Here is a 23,464-nt window from a genome sequence, read left to right as displayed (position 1 = left end):
CAGGCCGCCGGGAGCGCGGGGCGGCGGGCAGCCGTCAGAGCAGCATGACGACGGCGGTCGTCACGCCGGCGACCACCACGAGCGCGCGGAACACCGCCGGCGGCATGCGGCGCCCAAGGCGTGCGCCGACGTACCCGCCCACCAGCGACCCAGCCGCGAGCAGCCCGATCGCCACCCAGTCCAGGTCGGCGACCGCCACGAAGATGACGGTCGCCACGACGTTCGCCGCCAGCACCGCGAGGGTCTTCAGGGCGTTGACGATGCGCACCGGCAGGTCGGTGCCCAGCCCGAGCACCGCGGCCATCATGACCCCGGCGCCGGCCCCGAAGTAGCCGCCGTACGTCCCGGTGAGCACGGAGAACACCATCGTCGCGGGCGACATGTCGTGCCGGAGCCGGGCGGGCTCGTTGCGGGTGCTGCGCAGCCACCGGCTGATCCACGGCTGGGCGCCGACCAGCAGGCAGGAGAGCAGGATCAGCCAGGGCACGACGGCCTCGAAGACGCCCGGCGGGAGCGCCAGGAGCAGCACGGCACCGGCCACCGAGCCGACCGCGCAGGTCACCAGCACCACCACGGTGACGCGCGGGTGCTCGCGCAGCTCCTGGCGGTAGCCGAACGCGCCGCTGAGCGCCCCCGGCACGAGGCCCACGGTGTTCGACGCGTTCGCGACCACCGGCGGCAGCCCGACGGCGAGCAGCACCGGGAAGCTGAGCAGCGACGCGACGCCGACCGTCGAGGTCAGCACGCCCGCGCCGAGCCCGGCACCCAGGACGGCCAGGTGCTCCCAGCCGCTCACCGGTCGTCCTCCCGCAGGAGCGCCACGTCGCTGACCATCTCGACGTGCGCGTGCATCGCCGCGGCGGCGGCCTCGGGGTCCCGGGCGCGGATCGCGTCGGTGATCGCGCGGTGTCCCGCCAGGGAGTTGCGTGGCCGGCCCGGCTGCGACAGGGACTCGATGCGGCTCTCCCGGATCAGGCTCGCGATCTCGCGCATGGTCTGGGCGAGGAGGTCGGAGTGGGCGGCGGCGGTGACGGCCGCGTGGAACTGCTCGTCGGCGTCGACGCCGCGGTCGCCGTGCTCGATCGACTGCTCCATCGCGTCGAGGGCGGCGTCGATCGCGACCAGGTCGTCCTCGGTGCGTCGCTGCGCGGCCAGGGCGGCGATCTTGGTCTCCAGCGCGTCGCGGATGTCGATGATCTCGGGCATCCGGTCGGCGTGCGCGCGGATGGCCTCCACGATGCGGCTCTCGCTGTGCCTGCCGGTCAGGACGGTGCCGTCGCCGTGGCGCACCACGACCACGCCGACGACCTCCATCGCGACCAGCGCCTGGCTCAGGGTCGCGCGGCTGACGCCGAGGCGCGCCGCCAGCTCCCGCTCCGGCGGCAGCCGGTCCCCGGCCTGTAGCCCGTTCTGCTGGATCCAGGCGGTGATCTGCTCCGCCACCTGCTCGTAGAGGCGGGTGCGGGCCAGTGGTGTCGGCAGCTCGGCCGAAGCCTTCGAGGTCACCAGCCGAGAGTACTTGACAGAAGCGGCAGTGGACTATTGGCTAGGCCACTGATCCATCGTGCCTCGTCGGTCAAAGGTGTCCGCCGCGATGGGAAGAGGAGTTGTCATGGGTCCTGAGTGGATCGCGATCATCGCGCTCGTCGCGTTGTTCGTGGCCGGGACGGTGCTGCCGATCAACATGGGCGCGCTCGCCTACGTCGCCGCATGGTTCGTCGGAGTCTTCGCGCTGCAGATGGACGAGAAGGAGGTGCTGGGCGGTATCAGCGCCGATCTCGTCCTCACCCTCATCGGCGTCACCTATCTGTTCTCCATCGCCAAGAACAACGGCACCGTCGACCTCATCGTGTCCAAAGCGGTGCAGGCGGTCGGTGGTCGGGTCGCACTGATCCCCTGGGTCATGTTCGCCGTGACCGCCCTGCTCACCGCCATCGGCGCGGCCAGCCCCGCCGCCTGCGCCATCATCGGCCCGGTCGCGCTCGGCTTCGCCCGCCGGTACAAGATCAACCCGCTCATGATGGGTATGTTCGTGGTGCACGGCGCCCAGGGCGGCGGGTTCTCCCCGATCAGCATCTACGGCACCATCACCAACTCGGTCATGACCGAGGTCGGCTACGAGGGCACCGAGATGGGCGTCTTCCTCGCGTCGCTCGGCATCAACATCGCGATGGCCGTCGTCCTGTTCCTCGCGCTCGGCGGCCGCCAGCTCATGCGCGAGCGGGTCGACCCTGCCGAGGCGTCGGCGCACCTCGCCGATGACCTGCACGCGGGCGGCGCGTCCGTCACGGTCCGGGGCCAGGGCGCGGGCGTCTCCACCACGACGCGCGCCGTCGGCGTGCGCCGTGACCACGTGCTCACGCTCGTCGCCTTCGCGGCGGTGGCCGTCACCGCCCTCGCGTTCGACCAGAACATCGGCTTCGTGTCCATCACCGCCGCCGTCGCGCTGGCCATGCTGTCCCCGCAGCAGCACAAGGACGCCGTCAAGCAGATCGCCTGGCCCACCGTGCTCCTGGTGGCGGGCGTCAGCACGTACGCCGCCATCCTCACCGCGGCCGGCGTGCCCGAGTACATCGGCAACTGGGCCGCGGGCCTCGGCATCGTCGCGGTCGGTGCGCTCGTCCTGTGCTACGTGGGCGGCATCGTCTCGGCGTTCGCGTCGTCCACGGCGCTGCTGCCGGTGATCATCCCGATCGCCGTGCCGCTCATCGCCGCGGGCGGGGTCAGCCCCTGGGCCATGGCCGCGGCCCTCGCCGTCTCCTCGACCATCGTCGACGTGAGCCCCTTCTCTACGAACGGAGCCCTGATGCTCGCCAACCGCCCGGACACGATCTCCGAGCAGACGTACTACAAGCAGATCCTCGGCTACGCCGTCATCGTCACCCTCGCGGGCCCGCTCCTGGTCTGGGCGATCCTCGTGCTGCCGGGCTGGTGAGCACCATGACCGGACCCCTTTCCGACGTCGTCGTCGTCGACCTCTCCCGGGCCCTGGCCGGGCCGCACGCCACGATGATGCTGGGCGACCTCGGCGCCCGCGTCATCAAGGTCGAGGTGCCCGAGCGCGGCGACGACACGCGCGGCTGGGGCCCGCCCTTCGTCGGCGAGGAGGGCGCGCGCGAGTCCACGTACTTCCTGTCCGCGAACCGGAACAAGGAGTCGATCGCGCTCGACCTCAAGGACGAGACCGGCCGGGCGACCCTCCTGGCGCTCGTCGACCGTGCCGACGTGCTCGTGGAGAACTTCCGGCCCGGCGTGCTGGATCGGCTCGGGCTCGGCGTCGAGTCGCTCCTGGAGCGCAACCCGCGCCTGGTGGTGCTCTCGATCACGGGGTTCGGTCACGACGGGCCCGAGGGCGGCCGCGCCGGGTACGACCAGATCGCCCAGGGCGAGGCCGGCCTCATGTCCCTGACGGGGTCCGGTCCGGACGACCCGCAGCGCGTGGGCGTGCCGATCGGCGACCTGCTCGCCGGGATCTACGGCGCGTACGGGGTGCTCGCGGCGCTGCACGAACGGCACACCACGGGTGCCGGCCAGGTGGTGCGCACGTCGCTGCTGGCCGCCGTCACCGGGGTGCACGCCTTCCAGGGCACCCGGTGGACGGTCGCCGGGGAGGTGGGGCGCGCGCAGGGCAACCACCACCCTTCCATCGCGCCGTACGGCCTGTTCCGCTGCCGTGACGGCGCCGTCCAGATAGCCGTCGGGTCCGAGGCGCTGTGGCAGAGGTTCTGCCTGGCGTTCGGCCTCGACCCCGACGCGGAGGGCCTGCGGAGCAACCACGAGCGGGTGGCCCGCCGCGACCAGGTGATCGAGGCGGTCGAGGCCGTGTTCGCGGGGTACGACGCCGACGCGCTGCTCACCCGGCTGTCCGACGCCGGCATCCCGGCCGGCCGGGTGCGCACCCTCGACGAGGTGTACGCGTGGGAGCAGACGGCCAGCCAGGGCCTGCTCGTCGACGTGGAGCACACCAGCCTCGGCACGGTCACCCTCCCCGGGCCGCCGCTGCGGTTCTTCGACGCCGACGGCGCCGAGGTGACGCGGCGCGACCACCGGGCGCCGCCCGTGCTGGACGAGCACGCCGAGCGGATCCGCGCCTGGCTGGACGGGGACGGCCCGACCCCAGACCGTCCTTCGGCGGAGCGGGCCTCGGTCCGGTCGGCCGCGGCCGGCCCGAGGCCGGAGGCGGGCTGATGACCCGCCGCTGGTCCGCCCGCGAGCTGATCGACCTGGTGCTCGACGACGACAGCTTCGAGTCCTGGGACGAGCCGGTCGACACCGCAGGGCACCGGGCGGAGTACCGGGCGGTGCTGGCCGCGGCTGCCGAGAAGGCGGGCACCGACGAGTCCGTCCTCACCGGGCGGGGCCGCGTGCGCGGCCGGCCTGTCGTGGTGATCGTCAACGAGTTCCGGTTCCTGGGCGGTTCCATCGGCCGGTCGGCCGCCGCGCGGATCACCGCCGCCGTCCGGCGTGCGACGGCCGAGGGGCTGCCCCTGCTGGCCACCACGGCGTCGGGCGGCACCCGCATGCAGGAGGGCACGCCCGCGTTCCTCCGCATGGTCGAGATCTCCCGCGCCGTCATGGACCACCGCGCCGCCGGCCTGCCCTACCTCGTGTACCTGCGCCACCCGACCACCGGCGGCGTGTACGCGTCCTGGGGCTCGCTCGCGCACCTCACCGTCGCCGAACCCGGCGCGCTCATCGGGTTCCTCGGGCCGCGCGTCGTCGAGGCGCTCACCGGCACGGCGCTGCCCGACGGCGTGCAGTCCTCCGAGAACCTCGCCGCCAAGGGCGTGCTCGACGGCGTCGTCGCCCCCGAGAACCTGCCCGCGCTGGTGGAACGGGCGCTCGCGGTGCTGGTCGACCCGCCGTCGCCGTCGTCCCTGCCGCGTCGTCAGGGCGAGCCGTCCGCGGCGACGTCCGCCTGGGACTCCGTGCTGCGGACCCGCGCCGAGGGCCGGGTCGGCGTGCGGGACCTGCTGCGCTACGGGGCCTCGGGCACCGTGCGGCTGTCCGGGACGGACGAGGGCGAGCGGGACGAGTCCATGCTGGTGGCCCTGACGCGGCTGGACGGGCAGCCGTGCGTGGTGGTCGGCCAGGACCGGACGCGGCAGAGCGAGAGCGCGCCCATGGGGCCCGCCGCGCTGCGCGTGGCCCGGCGCGCGATGGGGCTCGCCGAGGAGCTGCGGCTCCCGCTGGTCGCCGTGATCGACACCCCGGGCGCCGAGCTCTCCCGGGACGCCGAGGAGGGGGCGCTTGCCGGCGAGATCGCACGCTGCATGGCGGCGTTGACGCGGATGACGGTGCCGACGCTGTCGGTGATCCTCGGTCAGGGCTGCGGCGGCGGGGCGCTCGCGCTGCTGCCCGCGCGGACCGTGATCGCGGCGGAGCACGCCTGGCTGTCGCCGCTGCCGCCCGAGGGTGCGAGCGTCATCGTGCACGGGGACACGGCGCACGCGGCGGCGATGGCCGAGGCGCAGCACGTCCGCGCCGTCGACCTGCTCGCCGAGGGCGCGGTCCAGCGGGTGGTCCCGGAGCGCGACGGCGACACGGTGCGCGACGTCGCCGTGGCGGTGGCGGCGGAGTGCGCGGCGGTGCTGGGGCGCGTCCCCGTCCCGGGGTGATCGGCCGACGCGCCCGGCGGGCGCTTGACCCTGTGGTGGGCACACGGGGTGGAGTCGGGTCTCGACAGGGGCGGAAGCCCTCGCCGAGGCCGAGAGGCTGGACACCATGGAACGACGACGGAAGCTGGGCCGGGGACTGGCCCTGCTGCTCACGATCGGGCTGGCCGGGGCATCGGCCGCGGTGCCCGCTGCCGCCGAGGACCAGGACGGGACCGGCGGCGGGCCCGCGGCACAGGTCGAGTGGGGCGAGTGCCCCGCCGACGTCGTCGCGCAGGCGCAGCCGCACGTGCTGACCTGCGCGACCGTGCCGGTGCCGCTGGACTACGCCGAGCCGGACGGCGAGCAGATCGACGTCATGATCTCGCGGCTGGCGAGCACGAACACGGCCGAGCGCCGGGGGATCCTCCTGCTGAACCCGGGCGGTCCGGGGAGCGCGGGCCTGGACTTCCCGGCGGTCCTGAAGACCCGGGGCATGCCCGACAGCGTGCTGGACGCCTACGACCTGATCGGCATGGACACCCGTGGCGTGGGGCACTCCACCCCGGTGGACTGCAAGTTCACGATGGACGACGCGTACTTCAGCAACGTCCCGCCCTACGCGGTCGACGACGCCGCGGTGCTGGCGAACGCGGACGTCGCCCGGTCGGCGGCCGAGCAGTGCGCGCGCAACGACACCGAGGGCCACATGCAGCACGTCACGACGGCGAACATCGCTCGTGACCTGGACCAGGTTCGGGCGGCGCTCGGCGAGGACAAGGCCAGCTTCCTGGGCTACTCCTACGGTTCCGCGCTCGGGGCGGCCTACGCGTCGCTGTTCCCGGAGACCTCGGATCGCGTCATCATCGACAGCAACCTCGGCGACACCGCGCTCGACCGTGAGGGGCTGCGGAGGTTCGGCCTCGGGACGGAGCAGACCTTCCCGGACTTCGCCAGGTGGGCGGCGAAGCGGCACGCCGCATACGGTCTGGGCCGGACGCCGGCGCAGGTGCGGGCCACCTACTTCGAGACCGCCGAGCGGCTGGACCAGAACCCGGTCGAGGGGCTGGACGGCACCCTGTTCCGCTTCGTCAGCTTCGCCGGTCTGTACGGCGAGTCGAGCTATGCGGGACTGGCGCAGACCTGGCAGTCGGTCCGGAGCGGCGACGGCGAGGCCGCCCTGCGGTTGGCCGAGACCTTCCGCCCCGACATCGGGTTCGGTGCGGGCCCGCCCGGTGCGGGTACGGCCGGCGTCGGGGCGACGGCGGCCGGCGAGCCGTGGCCGGCGTCCAACGCCTGGTCCGCCTATCTCGCCGTGACCTGCAACGACGTCGACTGGTCGGAGAACGTCGACACGTACCGCGAGGCCGTCGCCGAGGACCGTCAGCGATACCCGCTGTACGGCGCGGCGACCGCCAACGTCACGCCGTGTGCCTTCTGGTCGAACGAGCCGGTGGAGCCGCCCGTGCAGATCACCGACGAGGGTCCGCGCAACGTGCTGATCATGCAGAACCGTCGTGACCCGGCGACGCCGCACCTGGGCGCCGAGCTGGCCCGGGAGAAGTTCGGCGAGCGTGCCCGGCTCGTGAGCGTGGACGGCAGTGGTCACGGCGTCTACGTCATCGGTGGCAACGCGTGCGCCCTGAACGTCGGGACGGCCTACCTGGTCGACGGCGAGATGCCGCGCCGCGACCAGGCCTGCCGGGCGGACTGACCGGCTCGCCGCCGCTTTCGGGACCCGGCTCTCTTCGCTCCGGCATCGTCCGGAGCCGAGAAGTCGGGTCTCGAAGGACGGGGGTCTAGTGTGGCCGCCTCTCCAGTGCCTTGCGGACCTGCTGGACCAGGGCGAAGACGAGCAGCGCGGCGAACGCGACCGACGCGACCCGGTCGGGCAGCACCACCGACAGGCTGGCGCCGCCGAACGAGAAGGCTGAGGCCACCAGGCCGATGAGCGCGGCGGTCTTCAGGTGCACCAGGCCGTTGCGTGCGTTGACCCAGGTGCCGGAGACGGCGGTGGGGATCATCGCGACCAGCGACGTGCCCTTGGCCAGGGCGGGCGCGAAGTCGAACAGCGCCGACAGGCCCGGCACGGCGAGCTGGCCGCCGCCGATGCCGAGCAGACCCGAGGCGACGCCCATGACGAGGCCGAGGCCCACCATCCCGGCGCCGTCGAGCAGGCTGGGCAGGCCCTCCGCGGTGTCCACCTCCGGGGGCTCCCCGAACCCGTCGAGCAGCGACCGCACGATCCCGGCGACCAGCACGCCGACGAACAGCCAGCGCAGCAGCGACTCCGGCACCCGGGCGAGCAGGCGCGCACCCACGACCGCGCCGATCACCGAGCCCACGACGAGCAGGCCCGCGGCGACCAGGTCGACGGCCTGGTGCGTCAGGTACGGGATGGACCCGACGACGGCGGCCGGCAGGATCGCGGCCAGCGAGTAGGCGCTGGCCCGGCGCTGCGTCAGGCCGCCCAGCGAGGTCAGGAGCGGCACCATGACGATGCCGCCGCCCAGGCCGAACAGTCCCGAGAAGGAGCCTCCGACGATCCCGACGAGGGCGGCGCGAGGGGGTGTCAGGGAGTCGTCAGTCTGCTCGGTCACCTCGAGATGATCTCAGGTGTGCGGCGATGGTCCGCGCACAGTCCACGGAGCTGGTGCCCGTGGTGTCGACCTCGAGGTCGTAGGCGACACCCTGGTGCACGACGTCGGCCTGCTTCGCGGCCATGCCCGCCACCCGGTCGCCGCGTGCCGCCTCGCGCTGGCCGGCGACGGCCGGGTCGCACCGCACACCGACCCAGAGCGCCGGCACGTCGCCCAGCGCGTCGAGCCAGCGGCGCTGGGAGGCGGCGCCCCCGAGGAAGACGTCGTCGACCACGACGTGCGCTCCTGCGCGCGCCATGGCGACCAGTCCGGTGATCCAGGCGTCCTGGAGCGCCATGAACTCGTGCCCGACGTCGACGCCACCGTCGTCCGCGAAGCCGATCCCGTCGCCGCCGGTCGTGAGCCGTGCGGGCATCGCGTCGACGAGGGTGTCGATGCTGAGCGACAGCCAGGCGTCGGGGAGCACGGCCTGGAGGCTCCGTGCGATCGCGGACTTGCCGGAGCTGGAGCCGCCGTTGAGCACGATGACCTGGGTGTTCATGGGATCACGCTACGAGTGTCGGCGGCACGCGCTAGAGTGAAAATCCAAGTTGAGTGGAATAGACTCAACTTTGATCAGGTTCCCCTGGACAGACCCCTGCCCACGTCATCAGCCCCGGGAGGCTTCATGGACACCAAGTTCACGACCATGTCGCAGCAGGCGATCGGCGACGCGATCCAGTCGGCGTCCGCCGCCGGCAACCCGCAGCTCGAGCCGGTCCACCTGCTCGCCTCGCTGCTCCAGCAGGAGAACGGCGTGGCCGTCGGGCTGCTCGACGCGGTCGGGGCGAACGCGCAGGCCATCGGACAGCAGGTGCGCGCGGCGCTCGTCGCCCTGCCCCAGGCCAGCGGAGCGAGCACCGCCCAGCCCAGTGCGAGCCGCGCCCTGGCGACGGTGCTCGACCTGGCGGGCAAGGAGGCCCAGGGGCTGGGTGACGAGTACGTCTCGACCGAGCACCTGCTCATCGCGCTGGCGGCCGGCCAGTCGTCCGCGGCCCGCATCCTGTCCGACGCCGGGGCCACTGCTGACGCCCTGCGCGCGGCGCTGCCCGCCGTCCGCGGGTCCGGGCGGGTCACCAGCCCCAACCCGGAGGGCACGTACAAGGCGCTGGAGCAGTACGGCACGGACCTGACCCAGCAGGCCCGGGACGGCAAGCTGGACCCGGTGATCGGCCGCGACTCGGAGATCCGCCGCGTGATCCAGGTGCTCAGCCGCCGCACCAAGAACAACCCGGTGCTCATCGGCGAGCCCGGCGTCGGCAAGACCGCCGTCGTCGAGGGCCTGGCCCAGCGCATCGTCGCCGGTGACGTGCCCGAGTCCCTCAAGGGCAAGCGTCTGGTCGCGCTGGACCTGGCGAGCATGGTCGCCGGCGCCAAGTACCGGGGCGAGTTCGAGGAGCGGCTGAAGGCGGTCCTGGAGGAGATCACGGCGTCGGACGGCGAGGTGGTCACCTTCATCGACGAGCTGCACACGGTGGTCGGCGCGGGAGCCGGCGGCGAGGGTGCCATGGACGCCGGCAACATGCTCAAGCCGATGCTGGCGCGCGGCGAGCTGCGTCTCGTGGGCGCCACGACCCTCGACGAGTACCGCGAGCACATCGAGAAGGACCCGGCCCTGGAGCGGCGCTTCCAGCAGGTCTTCGTCGGCGAGCCGTCGGTCGAGGACACGGTGGCGATCCTGCGTGGGCTCAAGGAGCGCTACGAGGCGCACCACAAGGTGACGATCGCCGACTCGGCGCTCGTGGCCGCGGCCACGCTCTCCGACCGGTACATCTCCGGGCGGCAGCTTCCGGACAAGGCGATCGACCTGGTCGACGAGGCGGCGTCGCGCCTGCGCATGGAGCTCGACTCGTCCCCGGTGGAGATCGACGAGCTGCAGCGTGCCGTCACGCGGCTGGAGATGGAGGAGGTGGTCCTGTCCGAGTCGGAGGACGCGGCGTCGAAGGACCGGCTGGAGCGCCTCCGCGCCGACCTGGCCGACCGCCGGGAGGCCCTGGCCGCGCTCACCGCGCGCTGGGAGTCCGAGAAGGCGGGCCACAACCGGGTCGGTGACCTGCGCGCGCGCCTCGACGAGCTGCGGACCGACGCCGAGCGCAAGCTCCGCGAGGGCGACCTCGAGGGCGCCGCCCGGATCCAGTACGGCGAGATCCCGGGGGTCGAGAAGCAGCTCGCCGCGGCCGAGCAGGAGGAGTCCGAGGTCGAGAGCCTGCCGTCCCCGGACCAGCCGATGATCGCGGACAAGGTCGGTGCCGACGAGATCGCGGAGGTCGTCGCGGCGTGGACCGGCATCCCCGCCGGGCGCCTGCTCCAGGGCGAGTCCGAGAAGCTCCTGCACATGGAGGAGGTGCTCGGGCAGCGCCTCATCGGTCAGAAGGCCGCGGTGTCCGCGGTGTCCGACGCCGTGCGGCGCACCCGGGCGGGCGTCGCCGACCCCGACCGGCCCACGGGATCCTTCCTGTTCCTCGGCCCCACGGGCGTGGGCAAGACGGAGCTCGCCAAGGCGCTGGCGGACTTCCTGTTCGACGACGAGCGCGCCATGGTGCGCATCGACATGTCCGAGTACGGGGAGAAGCACTCCGTGGCCCGCCTCGTCGGTGCCCCTCCGGGGTACGTCGGGTACGAGGAGGGCGGTCAGCTCACCGAGGCCGTGCGGCGGCGGCCCTACACGGTGGTGCTGCTGGACGAGGTGGAGAAGGCGCACCCCGAGGTCTTCGACATCCTGCTCCAGGTGCTCGACGACGGGCGCCTGACGGACGGCCAGGGCCGCACCGTGGACTTCCGCAACACCATCCTGGTGCTGACCTCCAACCTCGGTTCGCAGTTCCTCGTGGAACCGATGCTGTCGGACGAGGAGCGGCGCGAGTCCGTCATGACGGCCGTGCGCGCGGCGTTCAAGCCGGAGTTCCTCAACCGGCTGGACGACGTCGTGGTCTTCGACGCCCTGACGCTCGACGAGCTGGGCAGCATCGTGGACCTGCAGGTGGACGCGTTCGCCACGCGGCTCGGTGACCGGCGCATCACGCTGGACGTGACGCCGGCCGCCCGCGAGTGGCTCGCCCTGGAGGGCTTCGACCCCGCCTACGGTGCCCGGCCGCTGCGCCGCCTGGTGCAGCGCGAGATCGGCGACCGCCTCGCACGGCTGCTGCTCTCGGGCGAGGTGTCCGACGGGGACGCGGTGGTCGTGGACCGCGGGGAGGGCGAGGGGCTGACCCTCGGCAGGCAGCCCCAGACCGTCTGACCCGAGCGCCCGGAACCGCGTCCCGTGTGACGGTGTTGTGAAGGTGTGGGCCTGGCCGACCAGTACCGGTTCACCCGCGCGTCCCTCTGAGTGCGGGTGAATCGGTGCGTGGCGCGTCGCGTACCGGGGTCCCGCACGTCAGGGGCCGCGGGGGGCGAGCCAACGGGGGCCACGGGGAGAGGCGGACGGTCAGGGAGGGCCTGATGCTGCGGTTCCACTTCACGTCGGACGATCTTGCCCGGGTCCGGATAGCACCGGGCCCGGACCCCATGTGGGAGGTGCTGCTCAGCGCCCACGTGGTGAACCAGCGCCCGAGCGTGCCGATGTTCGCGGCCTGGCGCGGGCGGGTGCTGTCGGGTCTGCCGCCCGCAGCCAGGATGTTGCTGCGCCTGGCACCGCCGCGCGGCTACTCGCCGGACTTCCTCACGCCGCTCACCGGCACGGACGACTTCGAGACGGGCCTCGACGCCGTGCTCTCGACCTCCCGGTCCCGGCTCGGCACCGACCTGGCGCGGCTGACGCGCGGGACCCGGCCGCACCTGTGGATGCGCGACCTCGCGTCCGGGTCCGCGCCGGCCGTCCGCGGGCTCGGCGTCGCGATGCGGGCCTACTACGAGCAGGCGATCGGGCCCTACTGGAGCGGGATCCGCGCCGCCGTCGACCTCGACCGGGCCGCCCGGACCCGGGCCTGGGTGGAGGGCGGTACCGAGCAGGCCCTGCGGACCCTGCACCCCTCGGTGCGGTGGGAGCACCCGGTCCTGTCCGTGGTGACGGCGGCGGAGCGGGACGTCGACCTGGCCGGCCGCGGCCTGCTGATCATCCCGTCGTACTTTTGCCTCCGTGCCCCGATCACGCTGGCCGACCCGGAGCTGCCGCCCGTGCTGCTCTACCCGATCGTGCACGAGCACGCGGTGCCGGACCACGGCCTGGAGGCGGCGTCCGGCGGCGGCCGTCAGCTCACCGCGCTGCTCGGCCGGACCCGGGCGTCCGTGCTGCGTGCGCTCGGTACCGGGGCCACGACCAGTGAGATCGCCCAGCGGCTCGCGATCTCGCCGGCCTCCGCGTCGGAGCACGCGACCGTGCTGCGCAACGCAGGGCTGGTCGCGTCCGGGCGGGAGCGCAACTCCGTGATCCACGCGCCGACCCCGCTGGGGCAGACCCTGCTCGACGGCTGCGTCGGTCAGAGCCCGGCGGCGCCCGCGCTGCTGCTGCCGCCGCGCCAGGCGGTCACTGCAGCAGATCCTGCGTGATCGGGTCCGCGGTGGCCGCGAGGCACAGCCCGACCCGGTCGCCGTCGTCCCACGACGCCTCGCTCGGGCCCCAGACCACGTACCGCACGGTGTTCACGACCGGGCTGTTCCGCGCGACCGGTCCGAGCTGCTTGGTGCCGCACACCTGGGCCACGCGCTTGTCCACCTCGTCACGTCCCGGCCAGACGGCGGCGTCCGCGAAGTCGGTGCGCCCGACGACCTGTGCCGTGTGCGGCTCGTCGCAGGGCACCGCGAGCACCTCGGAGACCTCACCGTCGTCGGGGACGGTCTCCACGCAGGACCCGAGCACGAGCTGGAGCGGGTGCACCTCGCGGGGCTCGGCGATCATCGCCTCGATCGGCTCCCACTGCTGCCGGGCCACCATGTTCACGACGACGGCGACCACCGCCACCACCGCGATCACCGCCACCACGGCGCCCCCGACCAGGGCGTAGCGGCGGCGCTTGGCGGACTCGTCGGCGGGCGTGGCCGGACGCCAGCCCGCGTACGTGGCCTCGGGAGCGTAGTCGTGCACGGCGGGGAACCCGTGCGCCGCGTTCCCGGGTGCCGCCGGGAACGGCGACGGCGGCTGCTGCGGGGCGGTGGGCTGGGCCGGCGCTCCCGGGTGGTGCTGCACGGGTGCCGCGGGGGTCGGGAACGGGCTCGGCGGGGCGGCCGTCGGCGGGGTGTGCGTGGTGGGCGCCGCGAACAGGTCCGGCGTGCCGGTCGCCTCGGCGTCATCGACGGCCTGTGACGGGGCAGTGTGCTCGGCGTCCGTGTGCTCGACGGCGGCCTGCTCGGACTCTGTCTGCTCGGACTCTGTCTGCTCGACGTCTGTCTGCTCGACGTCTGTCTGCTCGGTCTCCGCGCCGTCGGCAGGCGGGTCCGCCGGGGTCGCGGCCGACGTGTCCTCGGTGCCGGCCCCTGGCTCCCGGCCGCGGTCCGTGCTGACCTCGCCGACCACGGTGCGCGGCCCGAGCGCCTTCTTGTGCGCCTCGGCGATCGCCGCGAACGACAGCGCCTTGAAGTCGAGGTCGGCGTCGGTGATCGGGGCCACGGACGTCGTGGACCGTGCGTTCTCCGCGTCGGAGGCCGTAGCCGGTGCGGGCTCCTCGGGCCTCTCGCGCTCCTCGGGCTTCTCGCGCTCCTCAGGTGGCGCGGGCTCGGTCGTGCCGGGGGCCGGCGTGTCCGCGGCCTGCGCCGTCGGGGCCTGCATTTCTGTCGGGGCCGGAGTGTCTGCGGACCCCGGACCGTCGGCCGGAGCGTCACCGGCCGGAGCGTCCCCGGCGTGCGCAGCGTCGGCGGGTGCGGCGCTCGCGGGTGCGGTCGCGCTCGGCGGGGTGGCTTCCGCGGGTGCGGTCTTGCTCGGCGGGGTGGCGGTCGGCGGCGTCGCCTCCTCGGGCGAGGCGGGCGGCACGACGCTGATCTCCTCGGTGGGCGCCTCGCTGCGACCGCCGGGGCCGCCGCCCGTGGCCGCCCGCTCCGTCTGTGCCGCGGCCTCCGGGGACGCCTCCGGCTCCGTGGCCTCGACCGCCGTCTCGCCGACGGTCTCGTCAGCGGTCTCGATCCCGTCGTCCGTAGGCTCCGGCTCCGGCGCAGCCTCCTCGGCGGCCTGCTCGTTCGCGGTGTCGCCCGCGCTCGTGACCGCCTCGTCCGGCCCGATCTCGTCGCTGTTCGCGCCGTCGCCGTCCGCGGCGGGCTCGGCTCGCTCGTCCGTGGCGCTCACCGGCGTCGTGCCCGCGTCGCCGTCCGTCACGTGCTCCTGCTCCGACTTCCCCGCGGACGCCTTCTCGACAGGATCCGTCTCGGGGGTCCCTGCGGCTTCGGTGGAGGCCGGGAACTGGTCGGGCGTCGACGTCATGCAGGTTAACTTACCGATATTCGGCAACGACCTGATCACCGGAACGGTGCCCGGTTCGGGCGCACTCGGGATATGGACAATTTCACCCGCTGATTTCCCCATCGCGGGTGGAACCCGCAGCGGGCGTCGGGCGTACGCGGGCGGTGTCAGTCCGCCAGGTCGACGATCACCGGCACGTGGTCGGAGGCGCCCTTGCCCTTGCGCTCGTCACGGTCCACGAGAGCGCCCGCCGCACGGGGCGCCAGCGCGGGCGAGGCCCAGCAGAAGTCGATCCGCAGGCCCTTGTTCCGGGGGAAGGCGAGCTGCTGGTAGTCCCAGTAGGTGTACGTGTGCTCGGCGGGGAGGAACTTCCGCGTCAGCTCGGTGTAGCCCGCGTCGCCGAAGGCGTCGAACGCGGCCCGTTCGGGCGGCGACACGTGGGTCTTGCCCGCGAAGGCGGTGGCGTCATACACGTCGGTGTCGAGCGGGATCACGTTCCAGTCGCCCATGAGCGCGACGGCGTCCTGCGCCCCGGCCCAGGTCACCGCGGCCTCGCGCAGGGCCTCCAGCCAGGCCAGCTTGTACGCGTAGTGCGGGTCGTCCAGCGCCCGGCCGTGCGGCACGTAGAGGCTCCACACGCGGACGCCGCCGCACGTCGCGCCGATGGCGCGTGCCTCGATCGGCGGATCCACGTCGAGCAGCGCGTCCGGACCGTCGGCGGTGATCGTCTTCGCGAAGCCGGGCTGCCCGGGGAACCGGGTGGCGACGTCGTCCAGCCCGACGCGCGACGCGATGGCCACGCCGTTCCACTGCGAGAGCCCGAAGTGCGCGACCTCGTACCCCGCGGCCTCGAACGCCGCGGCGGGGAACTGGTCGTCACGGCACTTGGTCTCCTGGATCGCCAGCACGTCGGCCTGCGACCGGTCCAAGAAGGCGAGCACGCGGTCGATCCGGGTGCGGATGGAGTTCACGTTCCAGGTCACGAGGCGCACCCGGACAGCGTACGTGGGGTGCCCCGCGCTGTGATCCCGGCCCCACTTCCGGACCGGCGATAATCGAGATGTTTCACCCCGACTAGGCTGGTCGCGTGCAGATCCTCAGCGGGCGTCGCGCCCTCGGCGCCGTCGCCGTCCTCACGTCAACGGCCCTGGTCGCGGCGTGCTCCGCCGGCAGCTCCTCCGGCGCGGACGGCGGTGCCCGCACGGACGTCGTCGTCGGGCTCACCGGGGAGCCGACCAACCTCGACTTCACGACGACGTCGGGCTCGGCCATCCCACAGCTCCTGATGAACAACGTGTACGAGGGCCTGGTGGCCATCGACCAGGAGGGCGAGGTGCAGCCGCAGCTCGCCGAGTCGTGGGAGGTCAGCGGGGACCGCACCGTCTACACGTTCACGCTGCACGACGGCGTCACGTTCTCCGACGGCTCCGCCTTCACCGCCGACGACGTCGTCTCGTCGATCGCCCGCGTGCAGGACGACTGGACGCTGAGCCTGAAGTCCAAGATGGACGTCGTCGAGAACGCCGAGGCGACCAGCGACACCGAGGTCGTCGTCACCCTGCGGCACCCGAGCAACGCGTGGTTGTTCGACATGGGCACGTCGGTCGGCGCGATGTTCCCGGACGACCTGTCCGCGGACCTGGCCACCGAGGCGGTCGGCACCGGCCCGTACACCGTGACGGAGGTCGCGACCGGCGAGCACGTCACGCTCGCCGCCCGCGACGACTACTGGGGCGAGGCCCCCGCGATCAGCGAGGTGACCGTCCGCTACTTCGCCGACGCGAACGCGCAGGCCAACGCGGTGCGCGCCGGCGACGTCGACATGGCGTACAACATGCAGGCGCCCGACCTGCTGGCCGGCCTGGAGCAGGACGACCGCCTGCAGGTCGTCGACGGCACCTCGACCGGCGAGGTCCTGCTGGCCCTGAACAACGCCGAGCCGCCCTTCGACGACCTCCGGGTGCGCCGCGCCGTCATGTACGCGATCGACCGCCAGGCCGTGCTCGACACGGCGTGGGCGGGCCACGGCGAGCTCATCGGCTCGATGGTGCCGCCGACCGACCCCTACTACCAGGACCTGACCGACGCCTACCCGTACGACCCGGACCGCGCCCGCGAGCTCCTGGCCGAGGCCGGCGTCGAGGACCTGAGCATCACCTTCGACGTGCCGACCCGCCCCTACGCGGAGGCCGTGGCCCAGGTGGTGGTGTCGCAGCTCGCGGACGTCGGCATCGACGCGACCATCGTCCCCGCGGAGTTCCCCGCCGTCTGGCTGGACAAGGTGTTCACCGAGCACGACTACCAGATGTCGGTGATCCTCCACACCGAGGCTCGGGACATGCTGACGATCTTCGGGGACCCCGACTACTACATCGGCTACGACAACCCGCAGGTCGCACAGGTCGCCGAGCAGGCCGACGAGGGCAGCCCGGACCAGTACGTCGCGGGCATGCAGGAGGTGGCCCGGATGATCGTGGACGACGCCGCGAGCGACCCGCTGTTCCTCTTCCCCAACACGGTGGTGGCCGACGCCGCCCTGACGGGCATCGCCGCGAACGCCACCACGGAGTCCATGGACCTGACCGGCCTGCGCTGGTCCGACTGACCGGGCCCGACGCCGCCACCGCCCGTGCTCAGACACCTCGCCTCGCACGCCGCCCAGCTCGTCGCCACGCTCCTGGTGGCGACGGCGGCGATCTTCGTGCTGCTGCGGGTGCTGCCCGGCGACCCCGCCGTCGTCGCGCTCGGCATCGAGGCGTCGCCCGAGGCGCTCGCGGCCTGGCGCGCCGAGCACGGGACGGACGGGTCGCTGCTCGTCCAGTACCTGGAGTGGATGGGCGGGCTGTTCACCGGGGACCTCGGGACGAGCTACGTGACGTCGCAGGACCTCACGCCGCTGGTCGCCGACCGCGTCCAGGTCACCGGCATCCTGGTGCTGCTCGGCATGCTGATCGCGCTCGTGGTGGCGGTACCGCTCGGCACGCTGGCCGCCGTCTGGCACCGGAACGCGGGCGGCGTCGCGCTGTCCGCCCTCAGCCAGGTCGGTGTGGCCGTGCCGAACTTCCTCGTCGGGGTGCTGCTCGTGTCGCTGTTCGCGGTGCGGCTGGGCTGGCTGCCGTCGGGCGGGTGGACGGCACCCGCCGACGACCTCGGCGAGTTCTGGCGCCACGTGCTGCTACCGGCTGTCGCCCTGGGGTCCGTGCAGGCCGCGATCATCACGCGCTACGTGCGCAGCGCCGTGCTGGAGATCATGCGCGAGGACTTCCTGCGCACCGCCCGGGCCACGGGCCTCACCTTCGCCGGGGCCCTGGTGCGCCACGGGCTGCGCAACGCCGGCGTGCCGATCGTGACCGTGGTGGGCGTGCAGATCGCGTCGATGCTGATCGGCGCCGTCGTGATCGAGCGGGTGTTCGCCGTGCCGGGCCTCGGCAGCCTCCTGCTGGACTCCGTGGGCAACCGTGACCTGCTCGCCGTGCAGTCGATCGTGGCGGTGCTCGTGGTCCTGGTGGTGCTGCTGAACTTCCTGGTCGACCTCGCCTACACCCTGCTGGACCCGCGGCTGCGGAGGGCGTCATGACCGATCCGCGCACCGTCGCCGCCGCCGGCACCGCGCCGCCGCTCACGGACGTGCCGCGCCGTCGTCGCCGGGTGCACCCCCAGCTCGTCATCGGCGCGGTGCTGGTCGGGCTCGTGCTGGTCACCGCGCTCGTGTCCCTCGTCTGGACCCCCTACGACCCGGAGCACGCGGGCGGCGAACGCCTGCTGCCGCCCGGTGCCGAGCACTGGTTGGGCACCGACCGCTTCGGCCGCGACGTGTTCTCGCAGGTGATGGCCGGCGCGCAGATCACCCTGCTGGTGGGGGTGGTCGCCGTCGGCATCGCGGCCGTGGCCGGCGTACCCCTCGGCGTGCTGGCGGGCATGCGCCGCGGGCGGCTCGGTGCCCTGCTCATGCGGGGCAGCGACATCCTGCTCGCGTTCCCGGGGCTGCTGCTCGCCATCGTGCTGGGCGCCGTCTACGGTGCGGGCACCGTGACCGCCATGGTCGCGCTCGGCATCGGCTCGATCCCCGCGTTCGCGCGCGTGGCCCGCAGCGGCACCCTCCAGGTGATGCGCTCCGACTACGTGCTCGCCGCCCGGGCCGCCAACCGCGGCGAGCTCGCGATCGCGCGGCGGCACGTGCTGCCCAACATCGCGGGCACCGTGCTGGTGCAGTGCTCCGTCAACTTCGCCGTCGCCGTGCTCGCTGAGGCCGGGCTGTCGTTCCTCGGCCTGGGCACGCCCCCGCCCACGCCGTCGTGGGGCCGCATGCTGCAGGAGTCCCAGCAGTTCCTCGGCGTGGCCGACCATCTCGCGATCGTGCCCGGCGTAGCCGTGGCGGTCGCGGTGCTCGGGTTCAACCTGCTGGGCGACGGGCTGCGCGACGTGTTCGACCCGCGCCTCGCCGCCGTCGGACAGGCCGACGCCTCCGCCGAGCGTTCCCCGGGCACGCCGTCCGGGCCCGGCCCGGACCCCGCCTCAGTCGAGGGCGGCGCGCCGGACGCCCCCGCCGCCCTCGACCTGCGCCACCTCACCGTCCGCACCCACGGCGGCCGCACCCTCCTGGACGACCTCTCGGTGCGTGTGGCCCCGGGCGAGCGCGTCGGCCTGATCGGGGAGTCCGGCTCGGGCAAGACGATGACGGCGCTCGCGGCGCTCGGTCTGCTGCCCGACGGCGTCACCGCGTCCGGGCACGTCGGCCTCGCCGGCGTGGACGGGAACCTCCTGGACCGGAGCGAGCGGGACCTCGCCCGGCTGCGCGGCCGGGAGATCTCCATGGTGTTCCAGGAGCCGATGACGGCCCTCGACCCGCTCGTGCGCGTGGGCCGGCAGGTGGCCGAGGCCATGACGGTGCACGGTACGTCCGGCGCGGCCGCCGCGCAGCGGGCCGCCGCGCTCCTCGCGGAGGTGGGTCTGCCCGACGGCGCCGCCCGCCGTTACCCGCACGAGCTGTCCGGGGGCCAGCGGCAGCGGGTGGTGCTGGCGATGGCACTGGCCAACGACCCGCCGGTGCTCGTGGCGGACGAACCGACGACCGCCCTGGACGTGACCGTGCAGCGCCAGGTGCTGGACCTCGTGGTGCGGCTGGTCCGCGAGCGCGGTGCCGGGCTGCTGTTCATCACGCACGACCTGGCCGTCGTGTCCCAGGTGTGCGAGCGCGTGGTGGTGCTGCTCGACGGCGCGGTGGTCGAGGAGGGGCCGGTCGCCGAGGTCTTCGCGAACCCCCGGCACGAGTACACGCGGCGCCTGCTGGCGGCGTCGGTCCTGGAGCCGTTGCCGGGGCCGGCGGCGCGCGGGCGTGTCGAGGTGCGGGCGGCCGGAACCCCGGAGGGGACCGGATCCGATGGTGTCCCGACCGAGGGAGGCTCCGACGGGGTCGCCACGGCCCCTGCCCCTGCCGCGGTGGTCCAGGTCCAGGACGTGACGCGGGTCTACCGGGGCCGCGGCCAGGAGGTCGCGGCGCTGCGCGGGGTCTCGCTGGACGTGGCCGCGGGGCAGCGGTTCGGCCTGGTCGGCGAGTCCGGCTCGGGCAAGTCCACGCTGCTGCGGATCGTCGCGGGGCTGGACCGGGCGACGTCGGGCCGGGTCGTGACCACCGGCGTCGAGCTGAGCCCGGCCCGGCCGCGTGACCTCGGCGGCCTGCGTGCCGCCCTCCAGGTCGTTTTCCAGGACCCGTACGCGTCGCTCGACCCCCGGATGACCGTGGGCGACATCGTGGCCGAGCCGCTGCTCAACCCGGCGAACATCCGTGAGGGCGGCCCGCGGGCCGCGCCGGCCCGGCGCGACGCCGTCCGGGAGATGCTGGACGCCGTCGGCCTGCCGCTCGACGCGGCGGGCCGCTACCCGCACCAGTTCTCGGGCGGGCAGCGGCAGCGCATCGCCATCGCGCGCGCCCTGGTGTGCCGTCCCCGTGTCCTCGTGGCGGACGAGCCGGTCAGCGCGCTCGACGTCTCCGTGCGCCGGCAGGTGCTGGACCTGCTCGCCCGGCTCGCGGACGAGCACGCCCTGACGCTGCTGCTGGTCTCGCACGACCTGGGCGTGGTCCGGCACGTCTGCGACCACGTCGCGGTGCTGCACGACGGCCTGATCGTGGAGCAGGGTTCGACGGCGCAGGTCTACGACGAACCACGGCAGGAGTACACACGGCGGCTGCGCGAGGCGACGCCGGTCCTGGACCTGACGTGAGTCCGCGCTCCCCCGAACCTGACGCAGGGTACGCCCAGCCCCGTGTAACCTCCTGCGCGAGATGAGCGAGCACGTGACCAGCAGCGACAGCGAGCTCCCTGCGCTCGGCAGCTCGACGCCGGCTGTTTCGGCGGCGCCGGGTGCGGAGGACCCTGCGTCGAGCGTGAATCCTCTGACCGGTGGCGCGGAGGGTCTGGCGACCCGCACGGCGCGCACCGGCAAGAGCCCGATCCGGGTGATCTTCGTACCCGGTCTCGGCGACCGCCTGCCGCCCCTGGTGCACCTCCAGCGCGAGGCGCTGCGCACGTGGCGGGCCCTCGGCGTGCGCACCACGATGTTCCGGGTCCGCTGGTCGTCGGACGCGACGTTCCAGGAACGCCTGGACCGGTTGGACGCCCTGGTGGAGCAGTGCGAGCGACGAGGCGAGCGGGTCGCGCTCATGGGTGCGTCCGCCGGCGCGGGCGCCGTCCTCGCGGAGTACGCCCGACGGCGGTCGATCGTCGCGGTGGTGATCATCGCCGGCAAGTTCCTCGAGCCCGAGGACATCATCAAGCCCGTGCTCCGGCGCAACGCCCCCTTCGCGGAGTCGCTGTCCACGGTGCCGAAGCTCCTGGAGGAGCTCGGTCCCGACGACCGGGCCCGCATCCTCAGCCTCCGGTCGGCCCGTGACGGCGTGGTCGACGACGAGGACACCCTGCTGGAGGGCGCCGTCAACGAGACGATGCGCGTGGTGGGGCACGTGATCGCCATCGGCTACGCCCTGATGTTCCGGGCGCGCCGCGTCGTCCGCTTCCTGCGTGACGCCGTCACCGACTGAGCGCGGGCCTGTGCCGGGATGCCACCCGGGTGCTAGCGTGTCTCGCATCGTGAGCACCTTCTTCTGTTCCTGCTGTCGCCGCTGAGCGGTCGCCGAACCGGCGACCCCCTGGCGCGATCCCTCGCGCCGCCGACAGCAGTCCCCGCTCACACATCACATCCGTGCACCTGTGCCGGGCTTCCGCGTTCGCTCCTCCGGGCGGTCGCGGGCACCGGGCCGAGGCGTCGGCGGATGCCGGGACTGCCGCCGTCGGCGTACCCGCATCCCTCGAAAGGACTCCCTCATGCCCGGCATCCCCGTCCTGGACCTCTCGCTGCTCGACGGCAGCCCCGACGACCAGGCCCGTTTCCGCGACGAGCTGCGGCGCGCGACCCACGAGGTCGGCTTCTTCTCCCTGGTCGGCCACGGCGTACCCCGTGACCTGATCGACCGCGCCTACGCCACCGCCCGCGAGTTCTTCGCCCTGCCCGAGGAGCAGAAGCTCGCCATCGAGAACGTCCGCAGCCCCCACTTCCGGGGCTGGACGCGCATGGGCGGCGAACGCACGCTCGGTCGCGTCGACCAGCGCGAGCAGATCGACATCGGGGCCGAGCGGCCCGCGGTGCCGGCCGGCCCCGGCATCCCCGACCACTGGATCCTGGAGGGCCCGAACCTCTGGCCCGCCTCCCTGCCCGCCCTGCGCCAGGTCGCCGAGGAGTGGCTGACCAGGCTCGACGGTGTCGCCACGCGGCTGCTGCGGTCCTGGGCGGAGTCGCTCGGGGCGCCGTCCGACACGTTCGACGCCGTGTTCGAGCGACCGTCCCCGCACCTGAAGATCGCCCGCTATCCCGGTGTGGCGGCGGCCGCGCCCGCGCAGGGCGTCGGCGCGCACAAGGACCTGGGCGTGCTCACGCTCCTCTCGGTCGAGGACGGCAAGGCCGGCCTGCAGGTCGAGAAGGACGGCGAGTGGCTCGACGTCGTGCCGCCGGACGGTGCGTTCGTGGTCAACATCGGCGAGCTGCTGGAGATCGCGACCGACGGCTACCTCAAGGCGACCCTGCACCGCGTCGTGTCCCCGCCGCCGGGCACGGACCGCATCTCCATCCCGTACTTCCACGGGCCCGCGCTCGACGCGACCATCCCGACGATCGACCTCCCGCCGTCCCTCCGCGCCGCAGCCCCGGGCGTGACGCGGGACCCGGCCAACCCGCTGCACGCGGTGTTTGGGGACAACTGGCTCAAGAGCCGCGTGCGTGCTCACCCGAACGTGGTGGAGGCACAGCACCCGCACCTGCTGCAGGCCGTGTGACGGCTGTGGGCGACGGCGGCAGGCGGCGCCCTGTGCTCGGAGTAGCGCGTCTTACGGATGCTTCAGGAGCAGTGCGCGTCCCCGCTCTTGTCCGGCGCGCGACGCGTCCGCACACTCGGGGCATGACCACCACTCAGGACACCTCCGCCGCCGTCGCGCACTTCGCCGGGCGGCTCGCCTTCGAGACCGACGTCGCCGACGTGCACGCGGACCTGGCCGCGGGCGCCTCGTTCACCCTGGTCGACGTCCGCTCGCAGGAGTCGTGGGACCAGGGCCACGTGCCCGGCGCCGTGCACCTGCCGAGCGGCAAGGTGCGGCTGCGTGCCGAGAAGACCATCGACCGTGACCGGCCCGTGGTGACGTACTGCTGGGGTCCGGGCTGCAACGCGGCGACCAAGGCCGCGCTGGAGTTCGCGAAGCTCGGCTACGAGGTCAAGGAGATGATCGGCGGCTTCGAGTACTGGGTCCGCGAGGGCTTCACCTACGACACCGCGACCGGTCCGGTCCACCCGACCCCGGACCCCCTGGCGGCCCCGCTCTGACCACCCTCGACCCGCTGGCGGCGGCGTCGACGGT

18 protein-coding genes are annotated in these 23,464 nt (G+C 73.5%); 12 read left to right on the top strand and 6 right to left on the bottom strand.

Going from position 1 to position 23,464, the window contains the following annotated elements; translation table 11 throughout:
- Positions 1-34: 34 nt before the first annotated feature.
- Entirely contained in the window at positions 35-796 is a 762-nt protein-coding gene (locus ACO229_RS20730; RefSeq protein ID WP_423462644.1) for a sulfite exporter TauE/SafE family protein, read from the bottom strand.
- Positions 793-1,509 (bottom strand): FadR/GntR family transcriptional regulator, encoded by a 717-nt coding sequence (locus ACO229_RS20725; RefSeq protein WP_397416587.1) that lies wholly within the window; start codon positions 1,507-1,509, stop codon positions 793-795. The genes ACO229_RS20730 and ACO229_RS20725 overlap by 4 nt, the downstream gene beginning before the upstream one ends.
- Before the next feature lie 103 nt (positions 1,510-1,612).
- Here ACO229_RS20725 and ACO229_RS20720 point away from each other — a divergent pair, with 103 nt between their 5' ends.
- The 4 genes from ACO229_RS20720 to ACO229_RS20705 all read left to right on the top strand — a co-directional run bounded on the left by ACO229_RS20720 (position 1,613) and on the right by ACO229_RS20705 (position 7,308).
- The gene (locus tag ACO229_RS20720; RefSeq protein WP_397416405.1) at positions 1,613-2,935 is read left to right on the top strand and encodes an SLC13 family permease; all 1,323 of its coding nucleotides are present in this window, start codon (positions 1,613-1,615) and stop codon (positions 2,933-2,935) included.
- 5 nt (positions 2,936-2,940) lie between these two features.
- Positions 2,941-4,188 carry a CaiB/BaiF CoA transferase family protein gene (locus ACO229_RS20715; protein WP_423462643.1) on the top strand — a complete coding sequence of 416 codons (1,248 nt, stop codon included), beginning with the start codon at positions 2,941-2,943 and terminating at the stop codon, positions 4,186-4,188.
- The gene (locus tag ACO229_RS20710) at positions 4,188-5,618 is read left to right on the top strand and encodes a carboxyl transferase domain-containing protein (protein ID WP_423462642.1); all 1,431 of its coding nucleotides are present in this window, start codon (positions 4,188-4,190) and stop codon (positions 5,616-5,618) included. Before ACO229_RS20715 ends, ACO229_RS20710 begins: the two co-directional genes overlap by 1 nt.
- A 106-nt stretch (positions 5,619-5,724) precedes the next feature.
- Positions 5,725-7,308: an alpha/beta hydrolase gene (locus ACO229_RS20705; protein WP_423462641.1), complete on the top strand. Its 1,584-nt coding sequence runs from the start codon at positions 5,725-5,727 to the stop codon at positions 7,306-7,308.
- Positions 7,309-7,393: 85 nt separating this feature from the next.
- On the opposite strand, the gene ACO229_RS20700 is transcribed toward ACO229_RS20705, so the two are convergent.
- Both ACO229_RS20700 and cpt read right to left on the bottom strand, forming a co-directional pair.
- Positions 7,394-8,194 carry a sulfite exporter TauE/SafE family protein gene (locus ACO229_RS20700; protein WP_423462640.1) on the bottom strand — a complete coding sequence of 267 codons (801 nt, stop codon included), beginning with the start codon at positions 8,192-8,194 and terminating at the stop codon, positions 7,394-7,396.
- Positions 8,178-8,735 (bottom strand): chloramphenicol phosphotransferase CPT, encoded by a 558-nt coding sequence (gene cpt, locus ACO229_RS20695; protein ID WP_397416415.1) that lies wholly within the window; start codon positions 8,733-8,735, stop codon positions 8,178-8,180. Before cpt ends, ACO229_RS20700 begins: the two co-directional genes overlap by 17 nt.
- A 126-nt stretch (positions 8,736-8,861) precedes the next feature.
- Between cpt and clpB the strand changes: the two genes are divergently transcribed.
- Positions 8,862-11,471 carry an ATP-dependent chaperone ClpB gene (gene clpB, locus ACO229_RS20690; RefSeq protein WP_397429410.1) on the top strand — a complete coding sequence of 870 codons (2,610 nt, stop codon included), beginning with the start codon at positions 8,862-8,864 and terminating at the stop codon, positions 11,469-11,471.
- Between the two features lie 203 nt (positions 11,472-11,674).
- Positions 11,675-12,721 (top strand): ArsR/SmtB family transcription factor, encoded by a 1,047-nt coding sequence (locus ACO229_RS20685; protein WP_423462639.1) that lies wholly within the window; start codon positions 11,675-11,677, stop codon positions 12,719-12,721.
- On the opposite strand, the gene ACO229_RS20680 is transcribed toward ACO229_RS20685, so the two are convergent.
- Positions 12,699-14,582, bottom strand: coding sequence for a septum formation family protein (locus ACO229_RS20680; RefSeq protein ID WP_423462638.1), 1,884 nt, complete (start codon positions 14,580-14,582; stop codon positions 12,699-12,701). The two genes, ACO229_RS20685 and ACO229_RS20680, sit on opposite strands and share 23 nt — an antisense overlap.
- 146 nt (positions 14,583-14,728) lie before the next feature.
- Positions 14,729-15,553 carry an exodeoxyribonuclease III gene (locus tag ACO229_RS20675; protein WP_397429413.1) on the bottom strand — a complete coding sequence of 275 codons (825 nt, stop codon included), beginning with the start codon at positions 15,551-15,553 and terminating at the stop codon, positions 14,729-14,731.
- Between the two features lie 95 nt (positions 15,554-15,648).
- Between ACO229_RS20675 and ACO229_RS20670 the strand changes: the two genes are divergently transcribed.
- The 6 genes from ACO229_RS20670 (at position 15,649) to ACO229_RS20645 (ending at position 23,430) form a co-directional block, all read left to right on the top strand.
- Positions 15,649-17,166, top strand: a complete 1,518-nt coding sequence (locus tag ACO229_RS20670) for an ABC transporter substrate-binding protein (RefSeq protein WP_423462637.1) — start codon at positions 15,649-15,651, stop codon at positions 17,164-17,166.
- A gap of 24 nt (positions 17,167-17,190) precedes the next feature.
- Positions 17,191-18,138 (top strand): ABC transporter permease, encoded by a 948-nt coding sequence (locus tag ACO229_RS20665; protein ID WP_397416429.1) that lies wholly within the window; start codon positions 17,191-17,193, stop codon positions 18,136-18,138.
- Positions 18,135-20,783, top strand: coding sequence for a dipeptide ABC transporter ATP-binding protein (locus tag ACO229_RS20660; protein ID WP_423462636.1), 2,649 nt, complete (start codon positions 18,135-18,137; stop codon positions 20,781-20,783). Before ACO229_RS20665 ends, ACO229_RS20660 begins: the two co-directional genes overlap by 4 nt.
- Before the next feature lie 61 nt (positions 20,784-20,844).
- Positions 20,845-21,600 carry a hypothetical protein gene (locus tag ACO229_RS20655; protein ID WP_397416433.1) on the top strand — a complete coding sequence of 252 codons (756 nt, stop codon included), beginning with the start codon at positions 20,845-20,847 and terminating at the stop codon, positions 21,598-21,600.
- 283 nt (positions 21,601-21,883) lie between these two features.
- Complete coding sequence (locus ACO229_RS20650) at positions 21,884-22,888, top strand: isopenicillin N synthase family dioxygenase (protein WP_423462635.1); 1,005 nt, start codon at positions 21,884-21,886, stop codon at positions 22,886-22,888.
- A 122-nt stretch (positions 22,889-23,010) separates the two neighbouring features.
- Positions 23,011-23,430: a rhodanese-like domain-containing protein gene (locus ACO229_RS20645; RefSeq protein ID WP_397416437.1), complete on the top strand. Its 420-nt coding sequence runs from the start codon at positions 23,011-23,013 to the stop codon at positions 23,428-23,430.
- Positions 23,431-23,464: the final 34 nt, after the last annotated feature.

The sequence above is a fragment of the Promicromonospora sp. MS192 genome (assembly GCF_049532985.1).
Lineage (GTDB): Bacteria > Actinomycetota > Actinomycetes > Actinomycetales > Cellulomonadaceae > Promicromonospora.
The sequence above is the reverse complement of the archived record's forward strand: the minus strand, read 5'-3'. Positions and strand labels throughout refer to the sequence as shown.

Excerpts from the sequence above, each read along its gene's own strand:
- ACO229_RS20720 (WP_397416405.1), top strand. The coding sequence starts at position 1,613 with ATGGGTCCTGAGTGGATCGCGATCATCGCGCTCGTCGCGTTGTTCGTG.
- ACO229_RS20715 (WP_423462643.1), top strand. The coding sequence starts at position 2,941 with ATGACCGGACCCCTTTCCGACGTCGTCGTCGTCGACCTCTCCCGGGCC.
- ACO229_RS20710 (WP_423462642.1), top strand. The coding sequence starts at position 4,188 with ATGACCCGCCGCTGGTCCGCCCGCGAGCTGATCGACCTGGTGCTCGAC.
- ACO229_RS20705 (WP_423462641.1), top strand. The coding sequence starts at position 5,725 with ATGGAACGACGACGGAAGCTGGGCCGGGGACTGGCCCTGCTGCTCACG.
- cpt (WP_397416415.1), bottom strand. The coding sequence starts at position 8,735 with ATGAACACCCAGGTCATCGTGCTCAACGGCGGCTCCAGCTCCGGCAAG.
- clpB (WP_397429410.1), top strand. The coding sequence starts at position 8,862 with ATGGACACCAAGTTCACGACCATGTCGCAGCAGGCGATCGGCGACGCG.
- ACO229_RS20685 (WP_423462639.1), top strand. The coding sequence starts at position 11,675 with ATGCTGCGGTTCCACTTCACGTCGGACGATCTTGCCCGGGTCCGGATA.
- ACO229_RS20680 (WP_423462638.1), bottom strand. The coding sequence starts at position 14,582 with ATGACGTCGACGCCCGACCAGTTCCCGGCCTCCACCGAAGCCGCAGGG.
- ACO229_RS20660 (WP_423462636.1), top strand. The coding sequence starts at position 18,135 with ATGACCGATCCGCGCACCGTCGCCGCCGCCGGCACCGCGCCGCCGCTC.
- ACO229_RS20655 (WP_397416433.1), top strand. The coding sequence starts at position 20,845 with ATGAGCGAGCACGTGACCAGCAGCGACAGCGAGCTCCCTGCGCTCGGC.
- ACO229_RS20650 (WP_423462635.1), top strand. The coding sequence starts at position 21,884 with ATGCCCGGCATCCCCGTCCTGGACCTCTCGCTGCTCGACGGCAGCCCC.
- ACO229_RS20645 (WP_397416437.1), top strand. The coding sequence starts at position 23,011 with ATGACCACCACTCAGGACACCTCCGCCGCCGTCGCGCACTTCGCCGGG.